The 26,148-nt window shown below is 61.1% G+C and carries 20 protein-coding genes and 1 pseudogene; 13 read left to right on the forward strand and 8 right to left on the reverse strand.

All coding sequences use genetic code 11. The features are described 5' to 3' along the window. Positions 1-67 precede the first annotated feature (67 nt). Positions 68-2,362 carry an MHYT domain-containing protein gene (locus IVA82_RS44025; protein ID WP_247385826.1) on the forward strand — a complete coding sequence of 765 codons (2,295 nt, stop codon included), beginning with the start codon at positions 68-70 and terminating at the stop codon, positions 2,360-2,362. A gap of 124 nt (positions 2,363-2,486) precedes the next feature. Here the strand turns inward: IVA82_RS44025 and IVA82_RS44030 are convergent, their stop codons facing one another. After that, positions 2,487-5,273 (reverse strand): UPF0182 family protein, encoded by a 2,787-nt coding sequence (locus IVA82_RS44030; RefSeq protein WP_247385827.1) that lies wholly within the window; start codon positions 5,271-5,273, stop codon positions 2,487-2,489. Positions 5,274-5,640: 367 nt separating this feature from the next. On the opposite strand from IVA82_RS44030, the gene IVA82_RS44035 reads away from it, so the two are divergent. The 7 genes from IVA82_RS44035 (at position 5,641) to IVA82_RS44065 (ending at position 12,049) form a co-directional block, all read left to right on the forward strand. Continuing rightward, positions 5,641-6,111, forward strand: a complete 471-nt coding sequence (locus IVA82_RS44035; protein ID WP_247385787.1) for a YbaK/EbsC family protein — start codon at positions 5,641-5,643, stop codon at positions 6,109-6,111. A 30-nt stretch (positions 6,112-6,141) separates the two neighbouring features. Then, on the forward strand, positions 6,142-6,561 hold the full coding sequence (locus IVA82_RS44040) for a CBS domain-containing protein (protein ID WP_247385788.1): 420 nt from the start codon (positions 6,142-6,144) through the stop codon (positions 6,559-6,561). Between the two features lie 266 nt (positions 6,562-6,827). After that, the gene (locus tag IVA82_RS44045) at positions 6,828-7,784 is read left to right on the forward strand and encodes an alpha/beta fold hydrolase (protein ID WP_247493923.1); all 957 of its coding nucleotides are present in this window, start codon (positions 6,828-6,830) and stop codon (positions 7,782-7,784) included. A gap of 222 nt (positions 7,785-8,006) precedes the next feature. Further along, entirely contained in the window at positions 8,007-8,408 is a 402-nt protein-coding gene (locus IVA82_RS44050; protein WP_247385791.1) for a hypothetical protein, read from the forward strand. Positions 8,409-8,415: 7 nt separating this feature from the next. Then, complete coding sequence (locus IVA82_RS44055; RefSeq protein ID WP_247385799.1) at positions 8,416-8,718, forward strand: hypothetical protein; 303 nt, start codon at positions 8,416-8,418, stop codon at positions 8,716-8,718. 430 nt (positions 8,719-9,148) lie between these two features. Further along, positions 9,149-10,891, forward strand: coding sequence for an ethylbenzene dehydrogenase-related protein (locus IVA82_RS44060; protein ID WP_247385801.1), 1,743 nt, complete (start codon positions 9,149-9,151; stop codon positions 10,889-10,891). Positions 10,892-11,038: 147 nt separating this feature from the next. Further along, entirely contained in the window at positions 11,039-12,049 is a 1,011-nt protein-coding gene (locus IVA82_RS44065; protein ID WP_247385803.1) for a 2Fe-2S iron-sulfur cluster-binding protein, read from the forward strand. 47 nt (positions 12,050-12,096) lie between these two features. Here the strand turns inward: IVA82_RS44065 and IVA82_RS44070 are convergent, their stop codons facing one another. Continuing rightward, positions 12,097-12,900 carry a substrate-binding domain-containing protein gene (locus IVA82_RS44070; RefSeq protein WP_247385805.1) on the reverse strand — a complete coding sequence of 268 codons (804 nt, stop codon included), beginning with the start codon at positions 12,898-12,900 and terminating at the stop codon, positions 12,097-12,099. Between the two features lie 378 nt (positions 12,901-13,278). On the opposite strand from IVA82_RS44070, the gene IVA82_RS44075 reads away from it, so the two are divergent. Next, positions 13,279-15,768, forward strand: coding sequence for an EAL domain-containing protein (locus tag IVA82_RS44075; protein ID WP_247385806.1), 2,490 nt, complete (start codon positions 13,279-13,281; stop codon positions 15,766-15,768). A gap of 503 nt (positions 15,769-16,271) precedes the next feature. Here IVA82_RS44075 and IVA82_RS44080 read toward each other — a convergent pair. Next, entirely contained in the window at positions 16,272-16,415 is a 144-nt protein-coding gene (locus tag IVA82_RS44080; protein ID WP_247385808.1) for a hypothetical protein, read from the reverse strand. Between the two features lie 505 nt (positions 16,416-16,920). On the opposite strand from IVA82_RS44080, the gene IVA82_RS44085 reads away from it, so the two are divergent. Continuing rightward, entirely contained in the window at positions 16,921-17,832 is a 912-nt protein-coding gene (locus IVA82_RS44085) for a hypothetical protein (protein WP_247385809.1), read from the forward strand. 360 nt (positions 17,833-18,192) lie between these two features. Next, positions 18,193-18,384 carry a hypothetical protein gene (locus IVA82_RS44090; RefSeq protein WP_247385811.1) on the forward strand — a complete coding sequence of 64 codons (192 nt, stop codon included), beginning with the start codon at positions 18,193-18,195 and terminating at the stop codon, positions 18,382-18,384. 159 nt (positions 18,385-18,543) lie between these two features. On the opposite strand, the gene IVA82_RS44095 is transcribed toward IVA82_RS44090, so the two are convergent. Then, positions 18,544-18,948, reverse strand: coding sequence for a hypothetical protein (locus IVA82_RS44095; RefSeq protein WP_247385812.1), 405 nt, complete (start codon positions 18,946-18,948; stop codon positions 18,544-18,546). Between the two features lie 275 nt (positions 18,949-19,223). Between IVA82_RS44095 and IVA82_RS44100 the strand changes: the two genes are divergently transcribed. Next, the gene (locus tag IVA82_RS44100) at positions 19,224-19,502 is read left to right on the forward strand and encodes a hypothetical protein (protein ID WP_247385818.1); all 279 of its coding nucleotides are present in this window, start codon (positions 19,224-19,226) and stop codon (positions 19,500-19,502) included. A gap of 83 nt (positions 19,503-19,585) precedes the next feature. Here the strand turns inward: IVA82_RS44100 and IVA82_RS44105 are convergent, their stop codons facing one another. From IVA82_RS44105 to IVA82_RS44120, 4 genes and pseudogenes are all read right to left on the reverse strand, one after another. Beyond that, entirely contained in the window at positions 19,586-19,930 is a 345-nt protein-coding gene (locus IVA82_RS44105; RefSeq protein WP_247385820.1) for a hypothetical protein, read from the reverse strand. 199 nt (positions 19,931-20,129) lie between these two features. Further along, positions 20,130-20,495 (reverse strand): annotated as a pseudogene (locus IVA82_RS44110) (transposase); the annotation flags it as partial. Positions 20,496-20,688: 193 nt separating this feature from the next. Continuing rightward, on the reverse strand, positions 20,689-22,365 hold the full coding sequence (locus IVA82_RS44115) for a PAS domain-containing methyl-accepting chemotaxis protein (protein WP_247385822.1): 1,677 nt from the start codon (positions 22,363-22,365) through the stop codon (positions 20,689-20,691). An 890-nt stretch (positions 22,366-23,255) separates the two neighbouring features. Next, entirely contained in the window at positions 23,256-23,429 is a 174-nt protein-coding gene (locus IVA82_RS44120) for a hypothetical protein (protein ID WP_247385823.1), read from the reverse strand. A gap of 1,173 nt (positions 23,430-24,602) precedes the next feature. On the opposite strand from IVA82_RS44120, the gene IVA82_RS44125 reads away from it, so the two are divergent. Further along, positions 24,603-25,553: a transglycosylase SLT domain-containing protein gene (locus IVA82_RS44125; RefSeq protein ID WP_247385824.1), complete on the forward strand. Its 951-nt coding sequence runs from the start codon at positions 24,603-24,605 to the stop codon at positions 25,551-25,553. The last annotated feature ends 595 nt before the right edge of the window (positions 25,554-26,148 follow it).

The raw sequence follows: 26,148 nt of genomic DNA on the forward strand, positions 1-26,148 counted from the left end.
GATTTCGGGTGTCGAGGGAGGACATCATGCGTGAACCCGAATGCAAGTTCGGCTAGCGTTGGCCGAAATGCATCATCATACGGCTTTCCACGATCCCGTTCTGGTCGCGTTGTCGATCCTGATCGCGGCCCTTGCCTCCTATACGGCACTGGATCTGGCGACCCGCATGCGAGCGGCTTCGGGGAGGGCCCGGCGGTCCTGGCTGGTGGCCGCTGCGATCGCCATGGGCGGCGGCATCTGGTCCATGCATTTTGTCGGCATGCTGGCCTTCAGCCAGCCCGGCCTCGAGATCTCGTACGATCCATTCCTGACCCTGCTCTCGCTGGCCATTCCGATTGTCGTCGCCGCTGCGGCCTTTGCCGTTGTCGGACGACGCCCACAGGCGCTGCTCGTATCCGGCTTCGCGATGGGACTTGGCATCTCCGGCATGCACTACACCGGCATGGCCGCGATGCGAATGGCGGCCATCACAGAGTACGAGTCCCGCTGGGTTGTGCTCTCGATCCTGATCGCGATCAGCGCCTCGGTCGTGGCGCTCTGGCTGGCCTTTCGCAACACCAACGCGGTCCAGCGGCTGTTCGCGGGCCTGGTCATGGGTCTTGCGATCTCCGGCATGCACTACGCCGCGATGCAAGGCGCCATGTTCCTGCCGACGATCGCCATGGTCCGGGAGGCCGGACATCTCGCCGTCGGCCAGGCGCCGCTCGCGTTCCTGCTCGCCGGCATCACCATCCTGATCCTGAGCATCGGGATCGCGGCGGCCGTCTATGACAGGGCGTCCGCGGAGCGCGCCCAATACGAGGCCGACACACTGAGGCGCAGCGAAGAACGCTTTCGCCTCCTTGTGGAAGGTATCGCCGACCACGCGATCTTCATGCTCGACCCGGACGGGCGGGTGGGAAACTGGAATCTCGGCGCGCGCCGGCTGATGGGCTATGGCGACGACATCGTAGGGACGAGCTACAGCATTTTTCATACCGAGGAAGATTGCGCGTCCGGGGCGCCTGGGTGCGCTCTCGTCGACGCCGAGCGGGATGGAAAGTCCGCCATCGAAGGCTGGCGCGTGCGCAAGGACGGCAGTCGCTTCTGGGCGGAGGCGACGATCGTCGCGGTCCGCAACGAAAGCGGCGCCATCGCGGGTTTTGCCAAGATCGTGCGCGACGTCAGCGAGAGGCGGCGCGCGCAGGAAGCGCTGGATCGGGCGCGCGAAGCCCTGATGATGTCGCAGAAGATGGAAACCATCGGCCAGCTCACCGGCGGCGTCGCCCACGACTTCAACAATTTGCTCGCCGCCGTTCTCGGCAGCCTCGAGCTTCTGAAGAAGCGCCTGCCGCCGGGCGATCCGAAGATCCAGCGCCTGGTCGAGAACGCGATGCAGGGCGCGGTGCGGGGCGCATCCCTGACCCAGCGCATGCTCGCTTTCGCGCGCAAACAGGACCTCAGGCCGGCGGTGGTCGATGTCCGCGACTTGGTGCGCGGCATGGCATCGTTGTTGAAATTCGAGCCCGGAATTCGTGTCGAGACGCTGTTTCCGATGCACCTGCCGAAAGTGACGGTCGACGCCAACCAGCTCGAACTGGCAGTGCTCAACCTTGCAGTCAACGCGCGCGATGCGATGCCGGACGGCGGCCTGATCACCATCGCCGCGCGCGAGGAGCAGGACGGGAGCGGCCTTTCGACCAGCGGCTATGTCGCGCTCTCGGTGAGCGACACCGGCTGCGGCATGGACGATCAGACCCTCAGGCACGCCCAGGAGCCGTTCTTTACGACCAAGGGCGTCGGCAAAGGCACCGGGCTCGGCCTGTCGATGGTCCACGGACTTGCCGAGCAGTCCGGCGGCAGGCTGGTCTTGAAGAGCCGTCCCGGCGAGGGCACCACCGCCGACATCTGGCTGCCGATCGCCGAGGAGACCGCGGTGCCGGAGCCGCGCACGGAGGCGCCGGCACCGATAGCCCGGGCCAGCCGCCAGCTTTCCGTGCTCGTCGTCGACGACGACCTCTTGGTGCTCGAGAACACCGCAGCGATGCTGGAGGATCTTGGGCACATCGTGGTCGAGGCGCGCTCGGGCGATGAGGCACTGGCATTGCTCCGCCGCACGCGCACCGTCGACCTGATCGTGACCGACTACGCCATGCCCGGCATGACCGGACTGCAGCTCGCCAGCGCTGTCGCCGCGGAGCGCCCCGAGACCGTCATCCTTATGAGCACGGGATACGCCGACATTCCCAGCGATGCGCGATCCAGCCTGCCGCGCCTGTCAAAGCCATTCGACCAGGCCGCGCTTGCAAGGGCTATCGAGGCGGCAATGGGCGAACAAGAGGCAACCGGCTCCATCGTCGCCTTTCGGCCGAAGAGCGCATGAATGGTGCGGTGATGAATGGCGCGCCGCGGCCCATGAAGATGGGCACTATTGCTTCGCCGTGGCGCTATGACGCCGTGTGCGAACCCGCAGCCGATACTGTGGATGGGAGGAATCCCCGGGAGCATCAGTGGCCGCCGGGGCGTCGGTTCATTTCCTCCAGGAGGTCGCGCATCGCATTGAACTGCGTGCCGAAGCCTTTCCAATCTCCGGCCTTCAATCGCTCCACTGCTTGATTGTAGCGATCGAGCGCCTCTCGTGCCTGATTTGGCGCCGGGCTGGTCGAGGGCATCTCTTCGGTCGTGCTTGAGACTGTTGGCGCGGCGCCGGATTCCAAGAACAGCGCTGACAAGGCCTCAGCCAGCGTCTCTTTCATCACGACGTGTTCGCCATAAGCTGCGATCACACGTTTCAGCTCCGGCAGGTGCCCTTGCTGTGCTCGCAAATAGAGCGGCGATACATAGAGGATCGAGTTCTCGATCGGAATCACAAGCAGGTTTGCACCGCGTATCACCCGCGAGCCCATCTGGTTCCACAGCGTGAGTTGTTGCGAGATCTCCGTATTCTGATTGATCCGCGCCTCGATCTGGAACGGCCCGTAGACAAGCTTCTCCTTGGGGAACTCGTAGACGATCAATTTGCCGTAGTCAGGCGCGTCGCAGCGCGCGGCGAGCCACGCGATCATGTTGTCGCGCCGACTAGGAACCATGGGAAGCATGAGGAAGAACTCCGCCTGCGCCTCGCCGGGTAACCGCATGATGATATAGTAAGGGGTCATCGTCGAGACGCCGTCGCCGCCCGGCTGGCGTGGGAACTGCCATAGATCCTCGCGATTGTAGAAAACGTCGGCTGCTTCCATGTGGTAGACTTGATACAGTCGCGCCTGAATCAGGAACAGGTCTTCGGGATATCGTACGTGCTTCTGCAAATCCGGTGGCATCGCCGTGAACGGCTTGAACAAGCTCGGAAAGATGCGCTGGTACGTCGCCGCAATCGGGTCGCCTGAATCGATCAGATAGAACTCGACGATCCCGTTATACGCATCGACGACAACCTTCACCGAGTTGCGAATATAGTTGAGATCGAGATCCCGCACAGGCTGCGCGGAGGGGAAATAGGAACTCGTCGTGTAGGCGTCCTGAATCCAGAACATCCGCCCGCCGCTGATGACTAGATAGGGATCATGATCGAGCCTGAGGAACGGAGCGATCGTGCTCACCCGTTCCTGGATACTGCGCCGGATCATGATCCGGCTGTCGATCGTGATATAGTTCGTGAGCACAAGATTTGGGTCATTGAAATAATAGGAGAACAGGATTCTTCTGCCCATTGTCCCGATCGGAACGCCGCCGGCGCCGTCGTAGGCCGCATAGGCGTTGTCTTTCCCTTTCGGATAATCAAACTCCGGCGTGCTGCCCTTGACGATGACGTAGTCGTCGCTCTGTTCGCCGAAATAGATGCGCGGCTCGCGGATTTTGGGACCGCCGTCTGCGACAGGAGGAATATCCCGCAAATAGAGCAGCGGCAGTCCTTCAGTGCTCTTGCGCGTGACCGGGCTCATCACCGCGCCATTGCCGTGCGTGAACAGCACATGGCGGTTAACCCATGTCTGGGCGTTCGATGGCAGCAACGAAGGCCGCAGTTCGCGGGCCGAGAGCATTACGCTCTGGTAGGAGCCATCGAGCCAGTATCGATCAACGTCAAGATCATGGAATTTGTAGTAGGTGCGGATTTCCTGCAGCTGCGCGTAGGTATCCGACAGGGGCAGCCAGTCCCACAGCCTTATGTTTTCGATTGTCGCCTTGTTGGATTCGAGTACCTCGGGGGTGAGCTTCTGTTCGGCCGCAAATGGCTTGGCTGCGATCTGATCGAGATTGTATGCCTGCCGCGTGAGCGCGATATTGCGTTCGATGTAGGGCCTCTCCAGCTCCAACTCGCTCGGTTTGACGAAGAACTGCCGGAACAGCACAGGGACAGCACCGGACAGCACGAACGTGCCGACGCCGACGAGCACGATCGCCACGGCGGGAAGCCGATAGGTGCGAACCCGGAGGTTCGCCCACGCAGCAAGCGCCGCAATGATCGAAAGTCCGATCATCAGCCACAAGCCGGGCAGCCCAACATGCACGTCGGTGAAACTTGCGCCGACAACTACGCCGTTGTCGCCATAGAGCAACAGATAGCGGTCGAGAACATAGGACCAGGCCTTCACCGCGAAGAGACAGCCGAGCAGCGCTGAACCATGAGCAATCGCTGTCGGCGATATTGATCGGTGGTTGATGTCGTATTCGATGTCGCCACGCGCCCAATAGATCGTTCCGGCGAAAACCGCGCTCAGAACGAGGGTGAGCAGCATCCAGTTCTTGATGAGGATATAAGCGGGCAGCGAGAAGAGAAAGAAGCCGATGTCCCTGTCGTAGAGTGGATCGGCCATGCCATAGGGCACTTGATAGAAATACTGCAGCAGGACGCTCCAGTTGCCGGCTTCTGCCGCTGCGACCAGCAGGGCGAGCAAACCCGCACCAGCCGCAATAACCCTCGGCCACGGCAATTGATCGCGCACGTACGCGAACAAGTCAGGTGGCGGCGCGTTGCCCGCCAGTTTCCGCAAGAAGTCGGCAACAGCTTGTGTCGGCTGCCGCTGGGTGAGACGCAGGGCAAGCAATCCGTTCAGCCAAAGCATGGCGGCGGTTGCCGTCAAAACGGCCAACAACAGCACGGCTTGGGCGCCGATGCTGGTCAAAAAGACAGGCAGATAACCGATCGAGGAAAACCACAGCCAATCGACGAGGAAATCGGTTGCGAGCTTAAGCAGGAACAAGCAAATCCCGACGACGAAGGCCGCAACGATGAGCCTCACCACGGCGTTTTGCCTTGGTGCCTTCCGCTCGGGTCCAGTGATCCCGATCGTCATGGTCGCATGATAGCGGAAATGAAGGACGCTTGCCGCTTGATTCATGCTGGGGATTGCGTGTCAAAGCGGACGACGACGGCGCTTTCCGCAGCTTCCGCGCACAGCCAGGGCGGTTGAGAATTGGGCCAAGAGCTCTGCCCTATCGGCGCATCCGAACGCCGCGACGATCTCTGCTTGCAGGCAGGCACTGGAAACCCACCGCCAGAAGTGGAGGTGTTGCATTGCACTCCCGGTCAGTGACGAAGAATTGCGGCCGGGAGGTGATAGGCCTATGTTGATCTATAATCACGCAGCCGCCCATCGTAAGGCGAGGCTCTGCTGGAAGACCTTACGGCGGATGGTCTGCCTACCGCATCGGAGGTCTGTCATGTCCATCGCTCCCACACTGCGAAAATATCTGGCGGCTGAAAACATCCAATACGACGAGATCCAGCACGAACTCAGCATGTCGTCCACTCGTACGGCTCAGGCATGCCATATCTCCGGCGATCGTCTCGCCAAGGGCATCGTGTTGCGGCGCGACGACCAATATATTCTCGCCGTTGTGCCCGCATCGCATCACCTTCGCCTGTCGGATCTGCGGACAACGCTCGGCAACAATGTCGATATGGCGAATGAAGCCGAGATCAATCAGCTGTTCCGCGACTGCGCACACGGCGCAGTTCCTGCCGTTGGCAAGTGCTACGGACTCGATGTGATCGTCGACGATAGCATCGAGACACAGCCGGAGATCTACATGGAAGCCGGCGATCATGAGACCCTGCTTCGTCTCACTCACGCGCAGTTTGCGCACCTGACGGCGAACGCGCCGCATGGGCGCTTCAGCGCACACGTCTGACCACCTCAAATCCAGTAATGGAGATCTGTCATGAAAGTCAAAGAAGTGATGCACAAGGGCGTCGACTGGGTCAGCCCCGACACCCCCGTCGCCGAACTCGCGAAGTTGATGCGGGGGCATGACATCGGCTGCATTCCGATCGGGGAGGATGACCGACTGATCGGGATGGTGACCGACCGCGATATCGTCTGCAAAGGGCTTGCAGGTAACGGCTTCGATGCTCGCCGCACAATGGCGCGGGATGTGATGACCGAGGGCATCCATTGTTGCCGCGAGGACGATGACCTCGCAAAGGCGGTGCATCACATGGAGACACTGAAGGTCCGCAGGCTGCCGGTCATCAACAAGAGCAAGCGGATGGTCGGCATGATCAGTATGGGCGACATCAGTCATTCCGCATCAAGTGATTTGCTGTCCGAATGCGTTAAGGGCGTGTCGGCCCATCATTGAAGCAACGCCGGCTCGATTTCGGAACTTGGTCGGATCGCTCACAGACCCGCGCGGCCGTGAGCGCAGCCGGCGAGCGCTGACGCCATAGCCACGCGGCCAAGTACGAAGCTGCTCCGCCGTCTTCTCGCCCCCATTGTCATTCAGGGAGTTGGGCGGGGCGGCGTTATGGTGGGCAAAGTTCCCAAAGGTTCCGTGTGATCGTCCGACGTCTTCCGCAACACGACTCTCGTCACTCTCTTTCGCGCCGCGCGCTCCTGGGCGGGCTTGTGTCGGCAGGCAGTGCGCTCGCGCTCGGAGGATGCGCAGGCCTGGGCGCGACCGGCGCGCGCTACGACGCGTCGTCCCTTTCCGTTGACCCCACATTGCTCGTCGCTACCACGCGCAAGCCCGTGAACGGCGGTCGCACGAAACCCTGGTTCGGGCCGGAGCGCGCGACCAGAATGACAGTCGCGCAGGCAAAGCTGGTGGTGCCGGACGAGAGCCGCCTTTCTCTCGCCTCGGTCGGACTTGGCGATTGGCGCCTTGATAGGGTCGAACTGGTGTCGGCCGAAATTGGCGATCTCCTGGCGCAGGCCGGCGGGGGAGGAGACGTGCTGATCTATGTGCACGGCTTCAAGCAGACATTCGAGACCGCGGCGCTCGATGCCGCCCATCTCTCCGATGGGATCAGGTTCCGCGGCCGGACCATGGTGTTCGCCTGGCCCTCCAAGGCAGGACTGTTCGACTACGCCTATGACCGCGACAGCGCGATGTGGTCCCGCGACGATTTCGAACGCGTGCTCTCTTCCCTCGTGTCGGCTTCAGGCGGCGGCCGCGTGCACATCGTTGCGCACAGCATGGGTACCATGCTGGCGCTCGAAAGCCTGCGGCAGCTCTATGCGCGATACGGCGACACTGTTACGAGCAGGATCGGCGCGGTCGTGTTTGCCGCGCCTGATATCGACATGGACGTGTTCTCGTCGGCGATTCACCGCATTGGTCCGCTGGCCGGCAAGATCACCGTGATCGCCTCAACGAATGATCGCGCACTGGCGTTGTCGGGGCAAATCGCAGGTGGAATGACCAGGGTGGGCGCCGCCGAGAAGGCTGCCATCGAGCAGCTCGGCGTGCGCGTGGTCGATGCTTCCCAGGAAGGCTGGGGCCTCATCAACCACGATCTGTTTCTATCGAATGCGGAAGTGCAGCGGGTGATCCGCCGCTCGATCGACGGTACGGCCGCGTAAGAAGGCACCTGCACCGAGCCATGGGACGTGGGCGGTCCGGCGCCGGCCTGGCGTCAGCTGGACAAGACTCGCGCTCCGCTCGATCCGCTCCGCCGGCTTCTTGGCTGCCGAAATTGTTCGACTGTCGCTTCTGATTTATTGTCAGGCGATACTTTCGACGGTTTCCCGCGGTTCCCGGGAGGGCTGTCGCTGGCATGATTCCGAGGCGCGGGGAGGACGCCGATGCATCCGCACAATCGCGAGAAACTCGATGACCGAGTGAGGAGAGCGGCCGAGGCGGCCCTTGCAGCCCGGAAGTATGTGAGTCCGGTTGATGTGCTGGTGGGAATCGGATGGCTCGATCCCGGTGCACTTAAGCGTTGGCAGCAAGGACAGGTCGGGTATCTCGAGGGAGTCGTGCAAACCAATCTGCCGCGCATTTCCGAGGCTATGAAGCTGTTTCGGTCATGGGCGGCCGCGAAAGGGCTGAGGCCAAGCGAGACGGCCTACATCGCGCGGACGCCGGCGCGGCAGATGCTGCGCTTCAGCAAGAGCCGTGATCCGGCCATCGAAAAGCTGTACCGCACTCATTGGATATCGGGCGACCTTCCGGAGAAAAAGCAGAAGCGCGAGCCGTGCGCCTGAGCTTGTCGTGATCCAACCGCTGAACGACGCCTGGAAATGCCACCGCTGCGCTGGAACGGGCGATTTTCTCATCATGGAGGCGCCCGGTCCCGTATGCCTGCGATGCGCGGGTCTTGACGACCTCGAATTCTTGCCCGCCGGGAATGCGCAGCTCACCCGTCCGGTCAAGGCGAACAGCGCCCGGCATGCGGTGGTGGTGCGCTTCAGCAGGAGCCGGCAACGCTATGAGCGACAAGGCCTGCTGGTCGAACACCGCGCTCTATCGGAAGCGCAAACTGAACTGGAGCAGCACAACCGCGGGTGTTCGTGAGTGTCTTAACGCGCGATTGTCTCGGGCAGGAGACCCATCAAGCGCAGGATCGGCAGGTTTTGGACTGTCCAGTTTTGTACCGAAGTGGCGCGCCATTCAGAGCAAAACCACGAACTCATATGTAATTGAAATTACTATATAAATTCAAGCTGCTGGGAGAAGCGAAGCACTGAAGGCGACCACATCCCCCAAACTGTTTCCGCCGAGTTTATGATGGATGTGATTTAGCGACCCGCGCAACGGCCGCGCTCGGAGTTGCCCAGCACCAGAGCCAGCCGGGTTAGAGGCCAAATTTTCGAGACTGGCGTATGCCCGAATGGGCGGCGCCTTGGCCGGCCGCGAGGTAGCTTGTTCGCAGCTGTCCGGTTTTCCGGGAGAAGCGAAAAGCGGAGGCTAGCTCTGCTGGTTTACCGTGGATAAGCTTTATGCAATGAACGATGTCATCGCTCGAACGAATGCCGACGCCTTGACCGAGAGAAGCCTCCCTCAAACAAAGACTCGAGAAAGCCCGCCACGTACGGATGTCGGGACGATAACGCTCCATTGGGCGACCGCGCTCGCTTTCGTCGTAAGCCTCGTTACCGGCATACGCATCGCAGCGGACGCGCTGCGCGCCCCCTTCTCGAAATGGCTCGCGCCGGTCCTGCCTCAGGGCGAGATCTTTTCCTGGCATTTCCTCGCGGGGCTCGCCGTCTTCTTCTGCGGGTCGGCCTACGTCGCCTACCTCGCGCGCGGCGGCCTCGTCGAGCGCAACAGTTTCAAGAAGACGCGGATTCTCGCGATGCGCGCTCCGGCGCGCCTCAAGTGGGGGGCCGTCAACATCATCCTGCACTGGTTCGTCTATGCGCTCGTGATATTCCTCACGGGGACGGGCGTCATAATGTATCTCGGCTACGGCGGCTGGTGGGCTTATCTCCACTCGACCGCCGCCTTCGTCGCGCTCGTCTATATCTTCGCGCATGTCGCCGCGCACTATCTCTATGGTGGCTGGCTGCAGATTTTCCGCGTGTTTCGGCCGACGCCGCTCGCGATCACGAAGGCCGTGCGGCCAAGGCCTCTTCTCGTCGCCGCTGCAATCGGGGTGGCAGTCGCGTGCGGCGTCGCCGGGCTCGACTGGGCGACGCGCGATGCGCTCGTCGTCGCGCGGGTGAGCGACGCGCCCAAGCTGGACGGCGCCATGGGCGATCCCGCCTGGTCGCGCGCGCGGCCCGTCTTCATCCGCACGCAGCAGGGTGCCAATCTCGACGGATCGGGCGAATCGCTGGTGGAAGTGCGCGCCCTGCATGATGGGCAGAAGATCTATTTCGCCTTCCGCTGGGACGATCCCACGCGCTCCCTGCGCCGCATTCCGATCATCAAGAAAGAGGACGGCTGGCACGTCCTCGACGAGCGCGCGGGCCTGCAAGACGCCGTCGACTTCTACGAGGACAAACTGGCGGTCATTTTCTCCGATAATCCATCGCTTGGCGGCGCGGGCGCGACGGGCCTCGGCGCCAACCCGCTGCCCGGCAAACCGATGCCGATCAACGGCCGGGGCTTCCACTACACGACGGATGGCAGCTACATAGACATGTGGCAGTGGAAGGCGTCGCGCGGGGGCATGCTCGGGCGTGTCGACAGCCAATATATCGGTCCGCCCTACGCCCCGACCTTGGACGATCAAAATTACGATGCCCGCTACCAGGGCGGCTATTGGAACAAGCCCGGTCGCTCTCTTTATTCGTATAACTTCAAGTTCATCCACAGGAGCGACAAAGGACCCATCACGGTTCTGCGGCTTCCCAAGGACTGGAAGGCGCAGGTCGCAACGCTCGGCAAATTCGATCTCAATCCCAACAGCAGCGACGACGAAAACGGCCGCTGGTACATGTTCGACCGGGAGAGCGAACCCTACACCCCAGACGCCGACGCAAGGATTCCCATTGGCACGATCCTGCCCGGCGTGATTATTGCCGGCGACAACGACGGAGAGCGGGCCAATGTCACCGGGGTTTCAAGATGGAGCAACGGACATTGGACGCTCGAGCTGACGCGCAACATGAAAAGCGATGGCAGATATGACAAAGCCTTCGTGCCAGGCCACGATCTCTACATGTGGGTCGCTGTCTTCGACCATGCACAGACGCGGCATGCGAGCCATAACCGCCCGGTGCTTGTCGTCACGCAGAAATAGGCATCTCATGGGCGGCCACGAGCTCGACCGGAGGGCACCACGGCGTGGCTGCGCTGAAGCATGGCTTCGCCCTCATCCGCGCATCGCATTCTGGCTCGGCGAGCAGCAGCCTGGTCGCAGAAATTCGCAGCGCCCAAGGGCCTCGCGATGAAGAGGCATTGTCGGCTCGTCCTCAACGGCAAGCTCGTCGAAGCCCGCGCCGGCGAAAGCTTGATCGACGCGGCGCTCGGCGGCTCGATCCTCATTCCACACGACTGCAGATCGGGACAATGTCAGAGCTGCCGCGTGACGGTCGTTTCGGGCGCGGTCGATGACGGCGGCTCGGGCCATGGCCGCACTGTGCTCGCCTGCCAGGCCGCGGTCGCAGGCGATGCGGAGATCGAATTCGAAGAATTGCCGCTACCTATGAAGCGGACGTGCGCCGTCACCGAGATCAACGAGCTCTCGCCAGAGATCGCCGAGGTCGTGCTGACGACCTCAGCGCCGCTCGAGTTTCGGCCGGGCCAATATGTGCGCGTCAAGTTTTCCGGCTATCCTGCGCGCGAGTTCAGCCCGACCTTCAGGCTCGATGGTTCCTTCAAGCAAGTCGAACTCGTCTTCCACATCCGACGCCTGCCTGGCGGCACCGTGTCGGCGCAGCTCGGCAAGACCATCAGGCCCGGCCATGCGGCGCATGTGCAAGGCCCCTTCGGACAAGCCTATCTGCGACAGAGCCAGGGGCCGCTAGTGCTGGTCGCCGGCGGGGCAGGCTGGGCCCCGATCTGGGCGCTCGCCCGCTCCGCGCGCTCGACCCAGCGCAACCGCGAGATGGTGGTCGTCGCCGGCAGCCGGGATGCCGATAACCTCTATATGCTTCCCTCGTTGCAGTGGCTGATCGACGACGGAGTCCGCGACGTCATTGCGACGACGGAGATCGGATCTATCCTGCCGATCAGGCCCGGGCGCCCATCGCACTACCTGCCCCTGCTCGGGCTGGAGGATACGGTCTACGTCGCCGGCCCCGTTGGTCTCGTCGAGGTCGTGAAGAACAAGGCGCGCTCGGCCAATGCGCAATGCTACGCCGATCCTTTCCTGCGAAGCTCTCAAACCTCATCGCTGATGGACAAGATCACCCATCTATGGCGAAGCCGAGAGCAGCCTTATCGCCCCGGTCTTTGAGCCGATGCCGAGCTCAGCAGCGCCGGCGGCCAGCGAACCCCGGCGGCTCACGGCTTGACGGGCAGACTACCGAGGCTGGTGATGACGTCGGCCGCCTTCTGCGTATCGGCAAAGCGCAGAAAGGCCGAGGCGTCCGGATCCTGCAACGTGTTTAAGTAGATCAGCGCCAGCACCACGCTCGAGGGATAATCCGCGTCGGTCGGGTAGTGACCGTTCACGCGAAGCACTGTGAGCCCCTGTTCCAACGGCCGCGAGAACGGACCGAAGCCGATCGCGCCTTGAACATCGCGAACCGTCTCGATCGCTTCCTGTGTGGTCGTTGCCGTCTTCGATTTCTCGGTGATCTCGAGATCATGCCAGCCGGGCATGCTGGCCCGCAGCACGGTGAGAGTGCTGTCCTGGTCCTCGCGCCGCACGACGCGGATGCGCATATCGGCGCCGCCCAGCTCCTTCCAGTTCGCGAGGCGGCCCGAATAGATCGCAACGAGCTGATCGCTTGTGACGGCACTCACTCCGCAGCCGGGATGGACGATGAAAGCGGAGGGCAGGCGGGCGATCGCCTTGTAGACGATGCCGGAGGCCGCTTCGGCGTCGGTTAGGCGGCGTGCGACGCGCCCTAAGATCGCTTTGCCGGATCCCACGGCCGCGATGCCTCCGCCAGAACCGATGCTCGGCGGGATCTCGACCCGTGCCGATCCTTCCTGCTGCATGAAGCTCGCGGCGATGACGCGCAGGACATCGATGCCGTCTCCGGTCCCGACGATGTCGAGCCGGCGTGTTTCGGCGCCAGCGGCATTGACCCCCGCAATGCAGAGGCCCAAAATTGCTGCCGCGATCCTCGCAAATGCCATTGCCAACCCCTTCGAACCACGAGGTGCGCAATCTGGCAAAGAAACCTAAACCATCTGTTGTCGCAACGCCGTGCCTTTGGAATCATCTGTGGCGGACAGAAAGCACAAAATTTGATGGTTTCGAAAAACCGTATGTTAATTAGCCAGCCACAAATAGGCGATAAATAGACGATATTGAATGGTTCGCTCGCCTAAGGTCGCCCTGGAACACGCTCAGTTTGGGGGTCTTGGTGAGCGACATTGACCGGCCCCCGCAAGTTCAGGGTGCTGGCGGTGGTAGCGACTGATACGGATTCGGCAAAGGCATCGAGGGCGTCACCCCGTTGGCGTCATTGGCTCGTTCCGTCACGGGTCCCGAGTTTCCCCTCGTCTATCGCCATGCGTCTCGTTGCCGTCGTGCTCGCGACCGGCGTCCTCGGGCTCGGCCTCATCGGTGGCTTGACGGCGCTACGCCTGCAGCAGCAACTGACACAGCAGGCCGTGGCACTGGGTGAACTCTCAGAAGACCAACTCGCTCATCGCCTCGATGGTGAGGCGCAGTTGGCGCGAGCGCGAATCGAGGTCCTGGGTGCGGAAACCGCATCTCGCCTGCGTCAGATCGCTCAGCGCGCCGATGTCGCCAAGGCGGTCGCCTCGAACAACGATGTGACTATCCGCGAGCTGCTCAGCATCGTTGCTTCGACCTCCGGCTTCGAAAGGCTGATCGCCTTCGACGAAACCGGTCGCGTGATCGGCGCCAACACGCCCCTCGACCTCCTCGCGCTGAACCGGACGCTCGAGGGTACCGCCGTCTTTGTCAATCTCAGCGCGATCCTCAAGGACAATAGCCGCTCGCACCCGCAGGGTGAGGAAGGCACCTATGAGCTCAAATTGGGTGAATTGTCAGCGCTCGATCTGCCGCAGCGCCACACCATAGCGCACACCGCGATCGAGCCCGTGTTCGACGAGTTCGGCGATCTCATCGGCGCGCTTGCCGCCATCCGGCCGCTCGGGCGCACGGAGCGGACCCTCGAGAACTTCACTTCGCTAGCCAATGCCGGCGTCGTCATCATCACGGGCGACAACGAGATCGTGTCTTCCGCGGGGCCTGAAGGGGTGAGATTCGGCGGCACCAGGACGCGTTTGACCGGGCTGCAGCACTCGGCTGACGGCAACTACGTCGCGCGCTGTGTCGATTACGAGGCCACGCTCAAGGTGTGTACGTTCGCGAGCGCATCGCTCGTGACGACGACACGCGATCAGATGTTCCAGATCGGTGCATCCCATACGCGTTCGCTGATGTGGCAGTTCCTGGCATCCGCGGCGCTGGCGCTCGGTGCCTTGGTCGTCGCGCTATTGGCCGCCGTGAGGCACCTCACGAAAGGACTTTCAGCGCTCGCCAAGACTGCCCAGGAAATCGCGGGTGGCAATCTCGACGTTCCGTTCCGCGCAACGGGCATCGGCGAGGTCCGCAGCCTCGGCCTCGCATTCGAGCGAATGCTGACGCATTTGCGGGCCAGCACTCGAAGAATTCGTCAGCTCGCTTTCTACGATACGGTGAGCCGCATTCCCAATCGGGAGAAGATGCGCATCGATGCGCCGGCGCTCATCGACGCAGAAGAGGGCGGAGCGCTGTTCTTCCTCGACCTCGATGGCTTCAAATCCATCAACGACACTTTCGGCCACAAAGCTGGCGACGAACTGCTCAGGATGGTTGCCGAGCGCTTGAGCAATTTGCTGACGTCCACGGGCGCTCTCGGCAAATGTCTGCTCGCCCGGGTCGGAGGCGACGAGTTCGTCGCCATCATCGCTGGGGTGAAGACGGTCGAGGCCGCGAGCCTCCGTGCCCGCGAGATGATCGAGACGCTGCAGGTTTCCTTCAAGCTGCAGAGCAACCATGCGACCATCGGCGTCAGCATCGGCATCGCGATCTGTCCCACCCACGGCACAACCTATGACGATCTCCTGATCCGCGCCGACCTTGCGATGTACGCCGCGAAGAGCTCGGGACGCAATACCTACGCATTCTTCACTCCGGATCTCGCAGAGGTCGCGCGAGCCCGCCATGCGCTCGAAACCGATCTTGCCTTGGCGATCCGCAATGAAGAGCTCGTTGTCCATTACCAGCCCAAGGTGTCCTGCGTGGATGGCCGCATCCTAGGGGTGGAGGCGCTGGCGCGCTGGCATCACCCGAAGGAGGGCGACATTCCTCCTCAGCGCTTCATCAAGATCGCGGAAGAGATCGGCCTCATTATGGAGCTCGACCGCTTCGTGCTCAGGCGCGCGCTCGCCGAAATCGGGGGCCTGATCCGAGCCGGCTCGAACCTCGTGCTCGCCGTAAATGTTGCGGCGACGGAAATCGAGGACCCGCTGTTCATCAAGGATGTCGTCACGACCGTTCGCGAGGCCGACTTCCCGCCGGCACACCTCGAGATCGAGGTCACAGAGTCGGTCGCGATGCGCAATCCAGATGTCGTGCGCGAGAGAATAAGCCTGCTCAGGCAATTGGGCATACGCTTTGCGATGGACGATTTCGGAGCCGGCTATTCGAATCTTTCGACGATGGCGAGGCTCCCCTTCGATGCCGTGAAGCTCGATCGCACGCTCGTGGCGGGTGTTGCGGAAGACCGCGAAAAGCAGACGATCCTTCGCCTGGCGCTCGGACTTGCGGACGAATTGGGGTTCGAAACGGTTGTAGAAGGCGTCGAAACGGCCGAAGACCTCCGGTTCGCGGCCGAAAACGGCGCGACCATGGCGCAAGGTTATATTTTTTCTCCGCCACTATCGCTCGAAGAGTTCGCCGTCCTGCTCCAGCCGACCCTTTTGGCTTCGGCTGTCGAAGTGGTGTCCAGGCGAGACGGAGCGGAGCGGCAGACTGCGATCCGCTGAGGCGTCGGCGACGACATCAACCTTAGATTCCAATCGAGATCAAATAGGCACCCGTCCATACGGGAGCTCTGCAGTAGTTCGCGGTTTTGTACTGAATGGCGGGTAAATGGCGCGCCCGGAACGATTCGAACGTCCGACCCTCAGATTCGTAGTCAGCACCGAGCAGTTTTGCCCGACCTATCACGTTAACTCAGTTGCGATCAAAAGACGTCAGAAGGCTTGCTAACCGCTTGCGCTACACCACCTTTCTTACGGGCACCTTCAGTTAGTTTACACCAAGAGCATTCATGAGCCGCCACGAGTCGTCTGCTTCTCATTTGAGGTCTGCTTCCGCATTGCTTCCAAGCGCGGAAGTGATCCGCTTACCAGCGACAAAAAAGAAGGCCCGCGAAGTAGATCGAAACGTCTTCACAAAGGCGACTGTCCGCAAAATGTGCTGCCCGCGAGGGCAAAACGAAAAGTTCTTCTGGGACACAGATTGCCGTGGCCTCGGCATACGAGCCCTAAGTTCGGGACGACGGTCCTGGATTTTCCAGTACAGGGACGAGCACGGCCGAACGCGACGGATGGTGCTTGGTGATCTCTCTGTGGTTGGGCTCGACGATGCCCGCGAGGAAGCGCGACGCAAGGCCGCCAGCGTCACTCATGGTGCGAATCCTTCTGTCGAACGCAAGGCCAAGCGGAACGCTGGTACCATCCTGGAATTGATCGAAATCTATTTGTCCCAGGCAAAGGCCCGGCTTCGACCTCGGTCCTACAGAGAGACAGAACGAAATCTGCGCAAGCATTCAGCAAGCCTCCATCATGAGCGTGTGGAGGCCGTACGCCGACGCGACATTTGGCTACACACGTCCCGTCCTACCTTGCAACGCCAACGGTCTGACGGGAGCGGCCCGGAATTCGTTCAGCTGAGCGCGCGCCGCATCGGTTATCGGAAATCTGCCGTCGAGCGTTGGCTGGTATCTCGCGCAGCAAGTCGGACAGGGGATCACTGTGTGAATGAGCATCGGGGCGAGCCATGACCAGCCCTCCGTTTGTTGTTCCTAGGCCCGAGCGGGAAGACCAAGGCAGTCCGCCACCAACGTTACCGCCACGGTAACAACCAGCCCCGACGCCGCCACCAAGTCCACCGCTGCATCACGCCCCTTTGAAATGAACGCGGCGAGTGCTGTCGCCGCGGTTACCGCCACGGTAACGAGCGCCCGGCACGGTGCGTCATCGACGGACGAGAGACCTGCCGCCACCAACAACAGGCAGTTCATGGAGCTAGTGGTGGTCTGGCCGGGAGTGAACAATCCCGGCTGGATCAACCTCCATTGCCACCTCAAGAACGCCGACCCTTCCAAGAACGACGGGAAGGACTGGGTGATCGGCTGGCCTCACAAGGCGGCCGACAGCTTTCTTCGCCAAGCTTCCTGGGTTGAGAGCACCGCCCAGTTCTTCGACGTGTGGTACTGCACCTCGCAGCAGAGTGAAGCCACACAGAACAAGACCAACGGCAAAGCCAAGGCCGTGCGCAAGGCCCGTAACGCCACTTGGCTTAAAGCGATCTGGATCGACTGCGACGTCAAGCCCGACGATACGACGGGCAAGCACTACACCTCGAACAAAGAGGCTTGGGCCGCTCTCTCCGCTTTCAGCGTCAAGGTCGGACTGCCCCCGCCCAGTGCCGTGGTGCACAGCGGGGGCGGCTTCCACACTTATTGGATCAGCGACGAGCCGCTCTCCCCGCAGGACTGGCGCGGCTACGCGGAAGGGCTGAAAGCCCTCCTTATCCAGGAGGGTGTGAAGTGCGACACCGGCCTTACGACCGACAGTGCTCGCCTTCTTCGTGTACCGGGTACGCTGAACCATAAATACTCCCCGCCCCGCACCGTAGAAATACTACACCTCCGACAGATGTACGACTTCGCGACGCACCTTTCGGTCCTGCAGAGCGTATCACAGATCAAGCCGGTGACGAACGTACCCTCACCGCCGTTGGCTCCGGCCATCGTACCGGGCCGAGAGAGCAGCTTTGATAAGACCAGATCGGACCTTCGCATCGCTGACCGGGGTTCATGATCTCGCCGGGGGCATCGTACGACATAGCCAACTCCCGCTCGACCCAGGACCGGCGTTCGACAAGTGCGGGTTCATGCACAACGCCCGCCACACCGGCGGCGTCGACTACGACCAGACCCTCTGGATGTACTCCGTACTGTCGACCAACCTCACCAGCCGGTCAGCAGCCTGCTCCTTCCGACTGGCCAGATGGCTGCAACAGACAGGGCACGCCAGTTCGAGGCTACGCGAACACGCTCACCGCCATCCGCAAGCTGAAGATCACCTGTAAGCTTGATACCTTCAGACAGAAGGAATTCAGCGAAAGCCAACCGCGATGTGCGCGCAAAGTTGGGGCTGATCGGAGTGAGCGCCCACAGCATGAGAGATCTCGGTAGGCGCATCAGTGACGCCATGACGTCGCTGGGGTGGACAAAGGCACCCGGCACGCTGGTCTGCAAGCATGGGAGCAGCGCCGAGGGCGGATTTCGACGCCATACGGAAGATCGTTTCGAGACAAGCGCAGCAGAACCGGGCGAGACGGCGACCGACGTGAAGGAGACCGCCGAATGAACCTTCCTGCAGGCCTTCATGCATCCTTCACCTCGGAAATCCGCGTTTTGGCAGCCCAAGCCGCTGTCCTGAACCTTATGAATCTTGTGAAGGGCAAAAAAACTGGAAGCGCTCTCTTGGTGCCGCTCCCCGCAGATGAACGACGAGCTCACGCCGGCACTACGGAGAATTCTCGGACCATAGCTTCATTGCTTCATTGAGTTCAGGAGCAACCCGCTGCCGCCGTCGGCTACACGGTATCGACGTCCGCTGAGTGCATTCGCTCTCATCTGGCCCATAAGACATCAGGCCACCATCGCGCGCGAAGGCACTCGACTCATAGATCGCCGGCAACTGGTGCTCCGCAGCGAACTCGAAGACACGTTTTCGGTTGAGAAAAGTGAGAGCGTCGGCGAACATCAAAAGACCGTCGGGCTTGTCGCACTCCATCGCCTCGAAAGCATCTCCGAAGTCATTGGGCTCACCTACCCCAAAGGGGAGAACGGTTACACCTAATGTTTCCGCCGCCCCGGCTGAGGCCTCGTAGCGCGTCGTTATTCCCAAATCGTGAGCGTTCCACAGCATCGCTACGCGCTCGAGTTTGGGGCTGCCTCCTTCAGTAGTCCAAGACGTTTCGGTGCGAGGTCTGCGGCTACGTCGGAAATACCCGTTATGTTACCGCCCGGCCGATTGAGACTATCGACGAGATGAGTCTTCACAGGGTCGCCGGCGTTGAAGATTACGATAGGAGTAGTACTCGTGCCGCTCTTCGCCGCCGCGGCCGTGGGATAGCTAAAAGTGACGAGGACATCGACTTTTGCTAGCACCATCTCTGCAACGAGCGCTGGCAGGCGTTCGAGATGGCCTTCGGCGCCACGTTTGATAAACTCGAGATTGGCACCGGTAAAGCCGCTCTGCGCGAGATGCCGCGCAATCTCTTCGGACAGTCTCCCGGGATTGGTGCCCGAATCGAACCCTCCCGGACTCAAGAACCCGATGCGGTAAAGCTTGGCAGTTCGCGCTGGCAAGGGAAAGAGGAGGCAAAGCAGGGCGATGATGAGGACAAAGCATGCACCTTCATTCGATCACCTCCTGGCCAACCATCCGGCCCCTGCGTACAAGTTCTAGCGGCGATCTAAAGACTACGAGGCCGAGATTATGTCGCGACGGAACTCAATGCGCTACCTGTCGTCGAATCAATCAGTCAGAATCTGGAATTAGCTCATCTTCGAAGTCGGTCCGGTGACCTGGATTTCCGCTCTATGCAGGACACATCGTCAGACTGCGCGCTCAGGACCGCTTCTTGCAAACCTACGCCGACTTTTCTAATCGGCGGTCGATTTCTTGGCGCAGGCACCGGGACCACGTCCGTTGGTGACGAGGCAATCACCTTCAGGATGTTTGCACTCCCGGTCTGGGAAGTGAGCGCTTCCTGCAGATCGCGGGTCTTAGCCTGTACCTCATCGAACAGCCGCGTGCTTTCGATGGCGATCAGAGCTTGGTCGCGGAAGGATTCGGCCAGCGCAATATCGCTCTCACCGAAGATATTGGCTTGTTTACCGGCCAACGCCAGAACGCCGATGCATTCGGTTTCGCGCAGCAGCGGCAGAAACAGCGCAGAGTTCAGCCGCCGCGCGGGGCAAGGGATCGCCGAAATGACAATCCTCTGTAAGAGCTAGATCGGCAACCTGGACGAAGCCATCGCTTCTGTCGAGCAGTTGCAACTGGATACGGCTTGGACGAATGGTAAGCGCTTAGCCGCAACCCTATTGAGGCTGGGTTGACGTTTTGCGGAATCGCCGCGGCATGAGGTCTTCGATGCGGCTATGGGGATGGCCGTCGATGATCGTGTCGAGTGTTTCGGCGATGTAGGCGGCCGGGTTGATGTCGTTGAGCTTGCAGGTGGCGACGATCGACGCGAGCAGGGCCCAGTTTTCCACGCCGACTTCATGACCGGCGAAGAGCGCATTTTTTCTGGTCAGGCAGACTGGCCGGATGGCGTTCTCGACCGGGTTCGTGTCAAGCTCGAGACGCCCGTCTTCGAGGAAGCGGGTCAGCCCCTGCCAATGATTGAGCGCGTAGCGGATGTCCTCGGCGAGCGTCGAGCCGCTGGAGATCATCGACAACTGTTTCTCGAACCACAGACAACCACTTGCGCCAGACCCGCACCACTTGGTTGCCACCTTTCGCCGCGCCTGTAATTTCAAAGAGTTAGGCGTTTTAAAAAGGGCACCACGCCTGCGCCGGTGTCGACGGCCTCTGCAGCCGATCAACTCCGAGCTGCTCCGGTATCGAGGCATCGAACCGGGAAGCGGTGGCGTGTTGCTACGCCCTCGCCGCGATCGCGGCCGCTTCTGCCGCGGCGCGTTGCATGCTGGTCGACATCTCGTTGGTCACCGTGCTCTGCTCCTCGATGGCGGCGGCGGTCGAGGTCACATATTCGCTGACATTGTTGATCGCCTGCTTGATCGAGCCGAGCGCGCCGACGACGTCGCCGGAGATGCCGTTGAGATTCCCGATCTCCTGGCCGATCTTGTCGGTCGCCTGCTTGGCCTGGTTGGCGAGGCTCTTCACTTCGGAAGCGACCACCGCAAAGCCGCGACCGGCTTCGCCGGCGCGGGCGGATTCGATCGTGGCGTTCAGCGCCAGCAGGTTAATCTGGCCGGTGATGTTGTTGATCATCTCGACGATGCCGCTCATCGACTGCGCGGCCTCTGTGAGGCGCTGGGCCTGGGCGTCGGCGGAGGCGACCTGATCCACCGCGCTCATCGCGGTCTCGCGGGATTTGGTCATGGCTTCCGAAATCTCGCGCACTGAAGCGTTCAATTCCTCGGAGCCGGCGGCGACCGATTCCATCATGCCGCGAACACGCTCATTGCCCATGCGAGCCAGCACTTGCTTGGTGGTGTCGGTGGCGTATTTCACGACCTTGAACGGCTTGCCGTTGAGGTCGAAAATCGGGTTGTAGGAGGCCTGGATATAGATCTCCTTGCCGCCCTTGCCGATACGCTTGTACTCGGACGCCTGGTACTGGCCGCGGTTGAGCGCCGCCCAGAACTCGCGATAGGCGGCGCCGTCGCGTTCTGATGGCTCGACGAACATGCTGTGATGCTTGCCCTTGATCTCGGCCAGCGAATAGCCGACCGCGCCGAGGAAGTTTGCGTTCGCGGAGATGATCGTGCCGCCCATGTTGAACTCGATCACCGCCTGCGCCTTGTCGATCGCCGCGATCTGGCCGGCAAGATCGACATTCTTCAGCTTCTCCGTGGTGACGTCGGTTGCGAACTTCGCCACGCCGAAAGCCTTGCCCGTTTCGTCGAGCAACGGATTGTAGGAGGCGAGGATCCACACCTCGCGACCACCCTTTCCGATCCGCTTGAATTCGCCGGCCTGGTACTCGCCGCGATTGAGCGCGGCCCAAAATTCGCGATAGGAGGCGCTGTCGCGCGCCGAGGGCTCGACGAAGATGCTATGATGCTTGCCCTGAATCTCGGCGAGCGAATAACCCAGCGCTTTGCAGAAGTTCTCGTTCGCCGTCACGATGGTGCCGTCGAGCTTGAACTCGATGACGGCCTGCACCCGGCCGATTGCGGCGATCTTGGATGCCTCCGCCATGCCGTGAATTTTCTTCGCGGTGATGTCGGTCGCAATCTTCACGACCTTGACGGACTTGCCATTACCGTCGAGCACCGGATTATAGGACGCCTCGATCCAGACCTCGCGACCGCCTTTTGCGATCCGCTTGAATTCGTCGGCCTGGAATTCGCCGCGGTTCAGCGCCGCCCAGAACGCCTTGTAATCGGCGCTGTCACGCTGATCGGCCGGCATGAACATGGCGTGCTTCTTTCCCTTGATCTCATCGAGGGAATAGCCGAGGGCGTTCAGCAAATTCTGGTTGGCGGTCAGGATCGTGCCGTCCATCCCGAATTCGATCACGGCCTGCGAATGACCAATGGCGGCGAGCCGCGCTTCCGCATCACCGCGCGATTTGAGCCCAAACATCAATGAATCTCCGTTTCGACAAAGAAGGGGACATACGGTTCGCGACCAATGGAATGTAATTGTGCGGCAAAGCCGCCTTATTCCAAACGACAATCCCGAGTCCGAGCGATCGAATGCACATCCGTCAAAATTCGCGGTGACGTCAGCGGAAGCGCGTACGCAAGATCATTCTGTACGGCACAAGTTCGAATAAAGTTTTAATGGAAATGCAAGAAATCATCAGGCGCGAGAGCAACTTTTCGTTGCACGAAGGTTTGCAGGCTCGCGGCTGCGGAGATGCCTCGCCATGAAATTGCGTTTCTCATTCAACGGTTTGAAACAGGCACGCTTGTTCGCATGAATTGCTGCAGAGATGTTTTGCGGCCACATGACCCTTTATGCGTAGCACTACGGGGGTGGAGACCTGCTTTTGCTGGGCTTGTATGATTGCATGCCCCTTGCATCCTGGACACAAGGGGCGGCTTGCTTTGTTGGACGACGCCGCTCACGGATGCTTCCGCATCTCGGCCAGGGCGCTAGCCAGTCGATCGAAGACGGATTCTCAATCCTTATCGAGGGGCGGGACCCGGCTCATGTATCGGACATTCTGCCGCAATACGGGAAATTGCGTCGGGTCCGAACCGATGTCGTCCAACGAGTCGGCCGGACGTCTTGAATCCCATCTTCTCGTTTTGGAATATCGCGCGTCGCCGCCGTGGCCGGGACCGCGCTCGAGCTGCGAACCCTGATGAAACGGGAAGGCTTGAACACCTGGCCGAAGCTGACATGAGGCGATAGTCATCGTACTTCACTTCGTGGAGCCAGTCGGCACCGTGGGCAGAATTAAAGGCCATGCCGCGCAGACAAGCATTTGCCTGCGAATTTGGCTGGCCGTCATGATTTGCGGGGCGCTACGGCTCCTGCTTCCCAGCGAGTTCTCGCGCGGCCAAGCTAAGCTCCAGTTCTCTGAGTTGCTCGATCAACCGCTCGACAATCTGCTCGTAATCAGATGGCGTCAGTGAATGCACGCCGCGCAACGTCACTTGGTTCTGGAGGATCGTCGCCATCATGGCTTTGACGCTCATGGGGACCTCGACTGAAAACTGGATCGTAATCAAATCAATCTGAAGTAGATGCTAAAGATGGCCGACACGCAACGGCAATGGCTTCAGTTCGGGCTCCGTACAATTACGGGCGACGTTGGCTATGTTGCGCTACGAAGCACGCGTGTTCGACATCGAAGCGCTTCGATCCGGAATTCGGGTCTTTCGAAACAGTTCGTTAGCTTTCATGTGGCTAGCTGCGAGCGTGCCGATTACCGCCGATTGCGGCACATGGAATGGGAATGCCGGCCCCGGCTGTTTCTCCCAACCTGCGGTTGGGGCCGTTTGAACTTGCGCTGCATCGTTCGACCCCGGTCCACAACCACGATTAGAGGCAGCTATAGCGCTATCTGGATTGAGCATTCTGTCCCAGTTCGATCAGGCGTTCTTCTACGGCCGACATAGTGACGCGGCGCTCAGGCTTGTGCGCGAGATCAGCCGCGGGTTCCGCCTGTAAGGCACATCACGTCGGTAGTGCGTTGCGGCGACATGTCCGCACTCGGCTGCAGACCGGAAGTGACGATCCAAGGGGCGAGCCGACGCGATTGACCCAACTGAGACATTGGCGCACTAGTTTACTGTTGTGCAAGAATGCGGCAGGCGCTGTGGTAAGCTGCAACGCTCCGGCCCGAGCGGAGACAACGGTCACGGCAGACCTGAGCTTGGCTAGACCGGCTCCGCTGAGACCGAGGCTAGCGGTCATAAAGCGGATTGCGATTGTCCATCCCAGCGAACCGTCCTCGGGTCTTGCGACGTCGCGGCCTCGAGATGCTTGGGAGCGGCGTGCGCGCGGGCGCCGGTCTCGATGCGCTAACGCATGAAGATGCCTTGTTTAGCGATAGTTACGCGATATGGCGCCCGTCCTGTTCCTCGGCAGGAAGGGCATCACGACCGCAACTTCCAATTTAGGCGATCTTGGCGACGCGGCCGAGACTGGCCGCACCTGCGCCACAGGTGCGCCCCATTGTCATCCCCTCGCCTCCTTAATCCGCGTGCCAAGTCGGGGACATGAATGGGGGGACCGCGGCCGCGCGGCTGGCGACATTGAAGATTTGGCAAGCAAGCTGTATTGCCGGCGCGCTGACAGCGACTTCGCTTGCCGCGACTGGTCAGATCGCGGTACCGCGCCCAAACATCGCAACGCCGAATGCAAGAGTGGCTGATGCATTCAGCGGCATCCCGCTGAATGTGACGACGGTCCTGACAAATGCCGGCGCCGCGTTTCCGGCCCCGGCCATCGAGACGAAATTCGATACAGGATTATCGGCTAATGCGATCGTTGCGGCGGGATTCAGCGCCGCGGCGCCGGATTCGGTGCCGCCGTCCGATGTGACCACTTCGCAAGGGCCAATGTTGCAGGTTGCCAGCCTTGAGGCAGCGTCGCCCGAGAACTCGGCAACGCTACAGCAGGACCGTCCGCCCGTTGCTTCGCCCAATCCGGGCGAAGGCAAACCGTCGTATCTCAAATACTACGTCTACTCGGAAATTCCGCCGCCGGAGAAACCCGCGAAGATCGCGTTGTCGGCGTTGAGCGACGTTCCGCTCGGAACGCCCGTCCAGGAGATCGAACGTGCAGCCGAAGCGTTCGGTGTCGATGTCAATTTCATGAAGGCGGTCGCCAAAATCGAATCCGATTTCAATCCCAGGCAACGCACCGGCTCCTATGTCGGCCTGTTCCAGCTGAGCAAGTTTGAGTTCAGCAAATACGGATCGGGCGACATCCTCAATCCTCGCGACAACGCTATGGGTGCCGCCTACAAGTTTCTCAGCGAGGCTGCGCTATTCGAAATAATGACGCAGAAGAAGCCGACCTTTTCCGACCTCTACCTGATCCACCAGCAGGGCTGGGAAGGAGCCGCCCAACACATCAGCCGTCCACAGCGGATTGCCTGGAAGTCGATGTGCGCAACCCAGGAGGGCTCGGCGAAGGGCGAGCGATGGTGCAAGCGCGCTATCTGGGGCAACACGCTCCCTGCGGTCAAACGCGAATGGAAGTCGGTCGATAGTCTCACCTCGGGTGCGTTCGTGACGATGTGGCGGGACCGCGTCGACACGCTCTATGCCCGCTATCCTGTGCTAACTGCGGCGGCCGAACGCTTGAGATAGAACAGCTTGCGACTGTCCACACGCGCACCTCTTAGCCCACATTCGTTTCGTCGAGAAGCTGTGTCGGCAATCTAGTTTCCGGCGCCGGGTAGGTTTGCGTTCCGCTTAGAGACTGGATGGTTGTTCGGCTCCGGCGGCCGGATTGACCCAACACCTCGACCAGTGCCGCTCCGCGGCCCGGACTCCTAGATTATTCACAGGCAATCACGTCGGATGATGTGTTGGTTTTTGGACGCCGGCAACAAGGAGGCTCGGCACGCTCAACTGACCGGCGTCCAAAAAGCGCCAAGGCACGAAGTCGCGGGAAGTTGGGCACCGATAGTGCGGCGAGCGCTATGGGGATTTAATGTTGGTGCCGATGTCGATGACGTGGGTGATGTTAGCCTGATGCCAGCTGGATATCTGCGCGCACGCGAGATCGGGCGAGTGCGGGAGGAGCTTCGGCGGTCGCTTGGATCGGATCGAGGGGCGATCCGCACGCTGACGGATGCCATTGGGTTGAGCGAGATCGCCGCCGGCGCGGGACCAGCATATCGGAAGCAGATAGTCGCATCGCTTACAGGGCGTCTGGCTCATGAGGTGTCGATCCTGTTTG

It is taken from the genome of Bradyrhizobium sp. 142 (genome assembly GCF_023074015.1).
Taxonomy (GTDB): Bacteria; Pseudomonadota; Alphaproteobacteria; order Rhizobiales; family Xanthobacteraceae; genus Bradyrhizobium.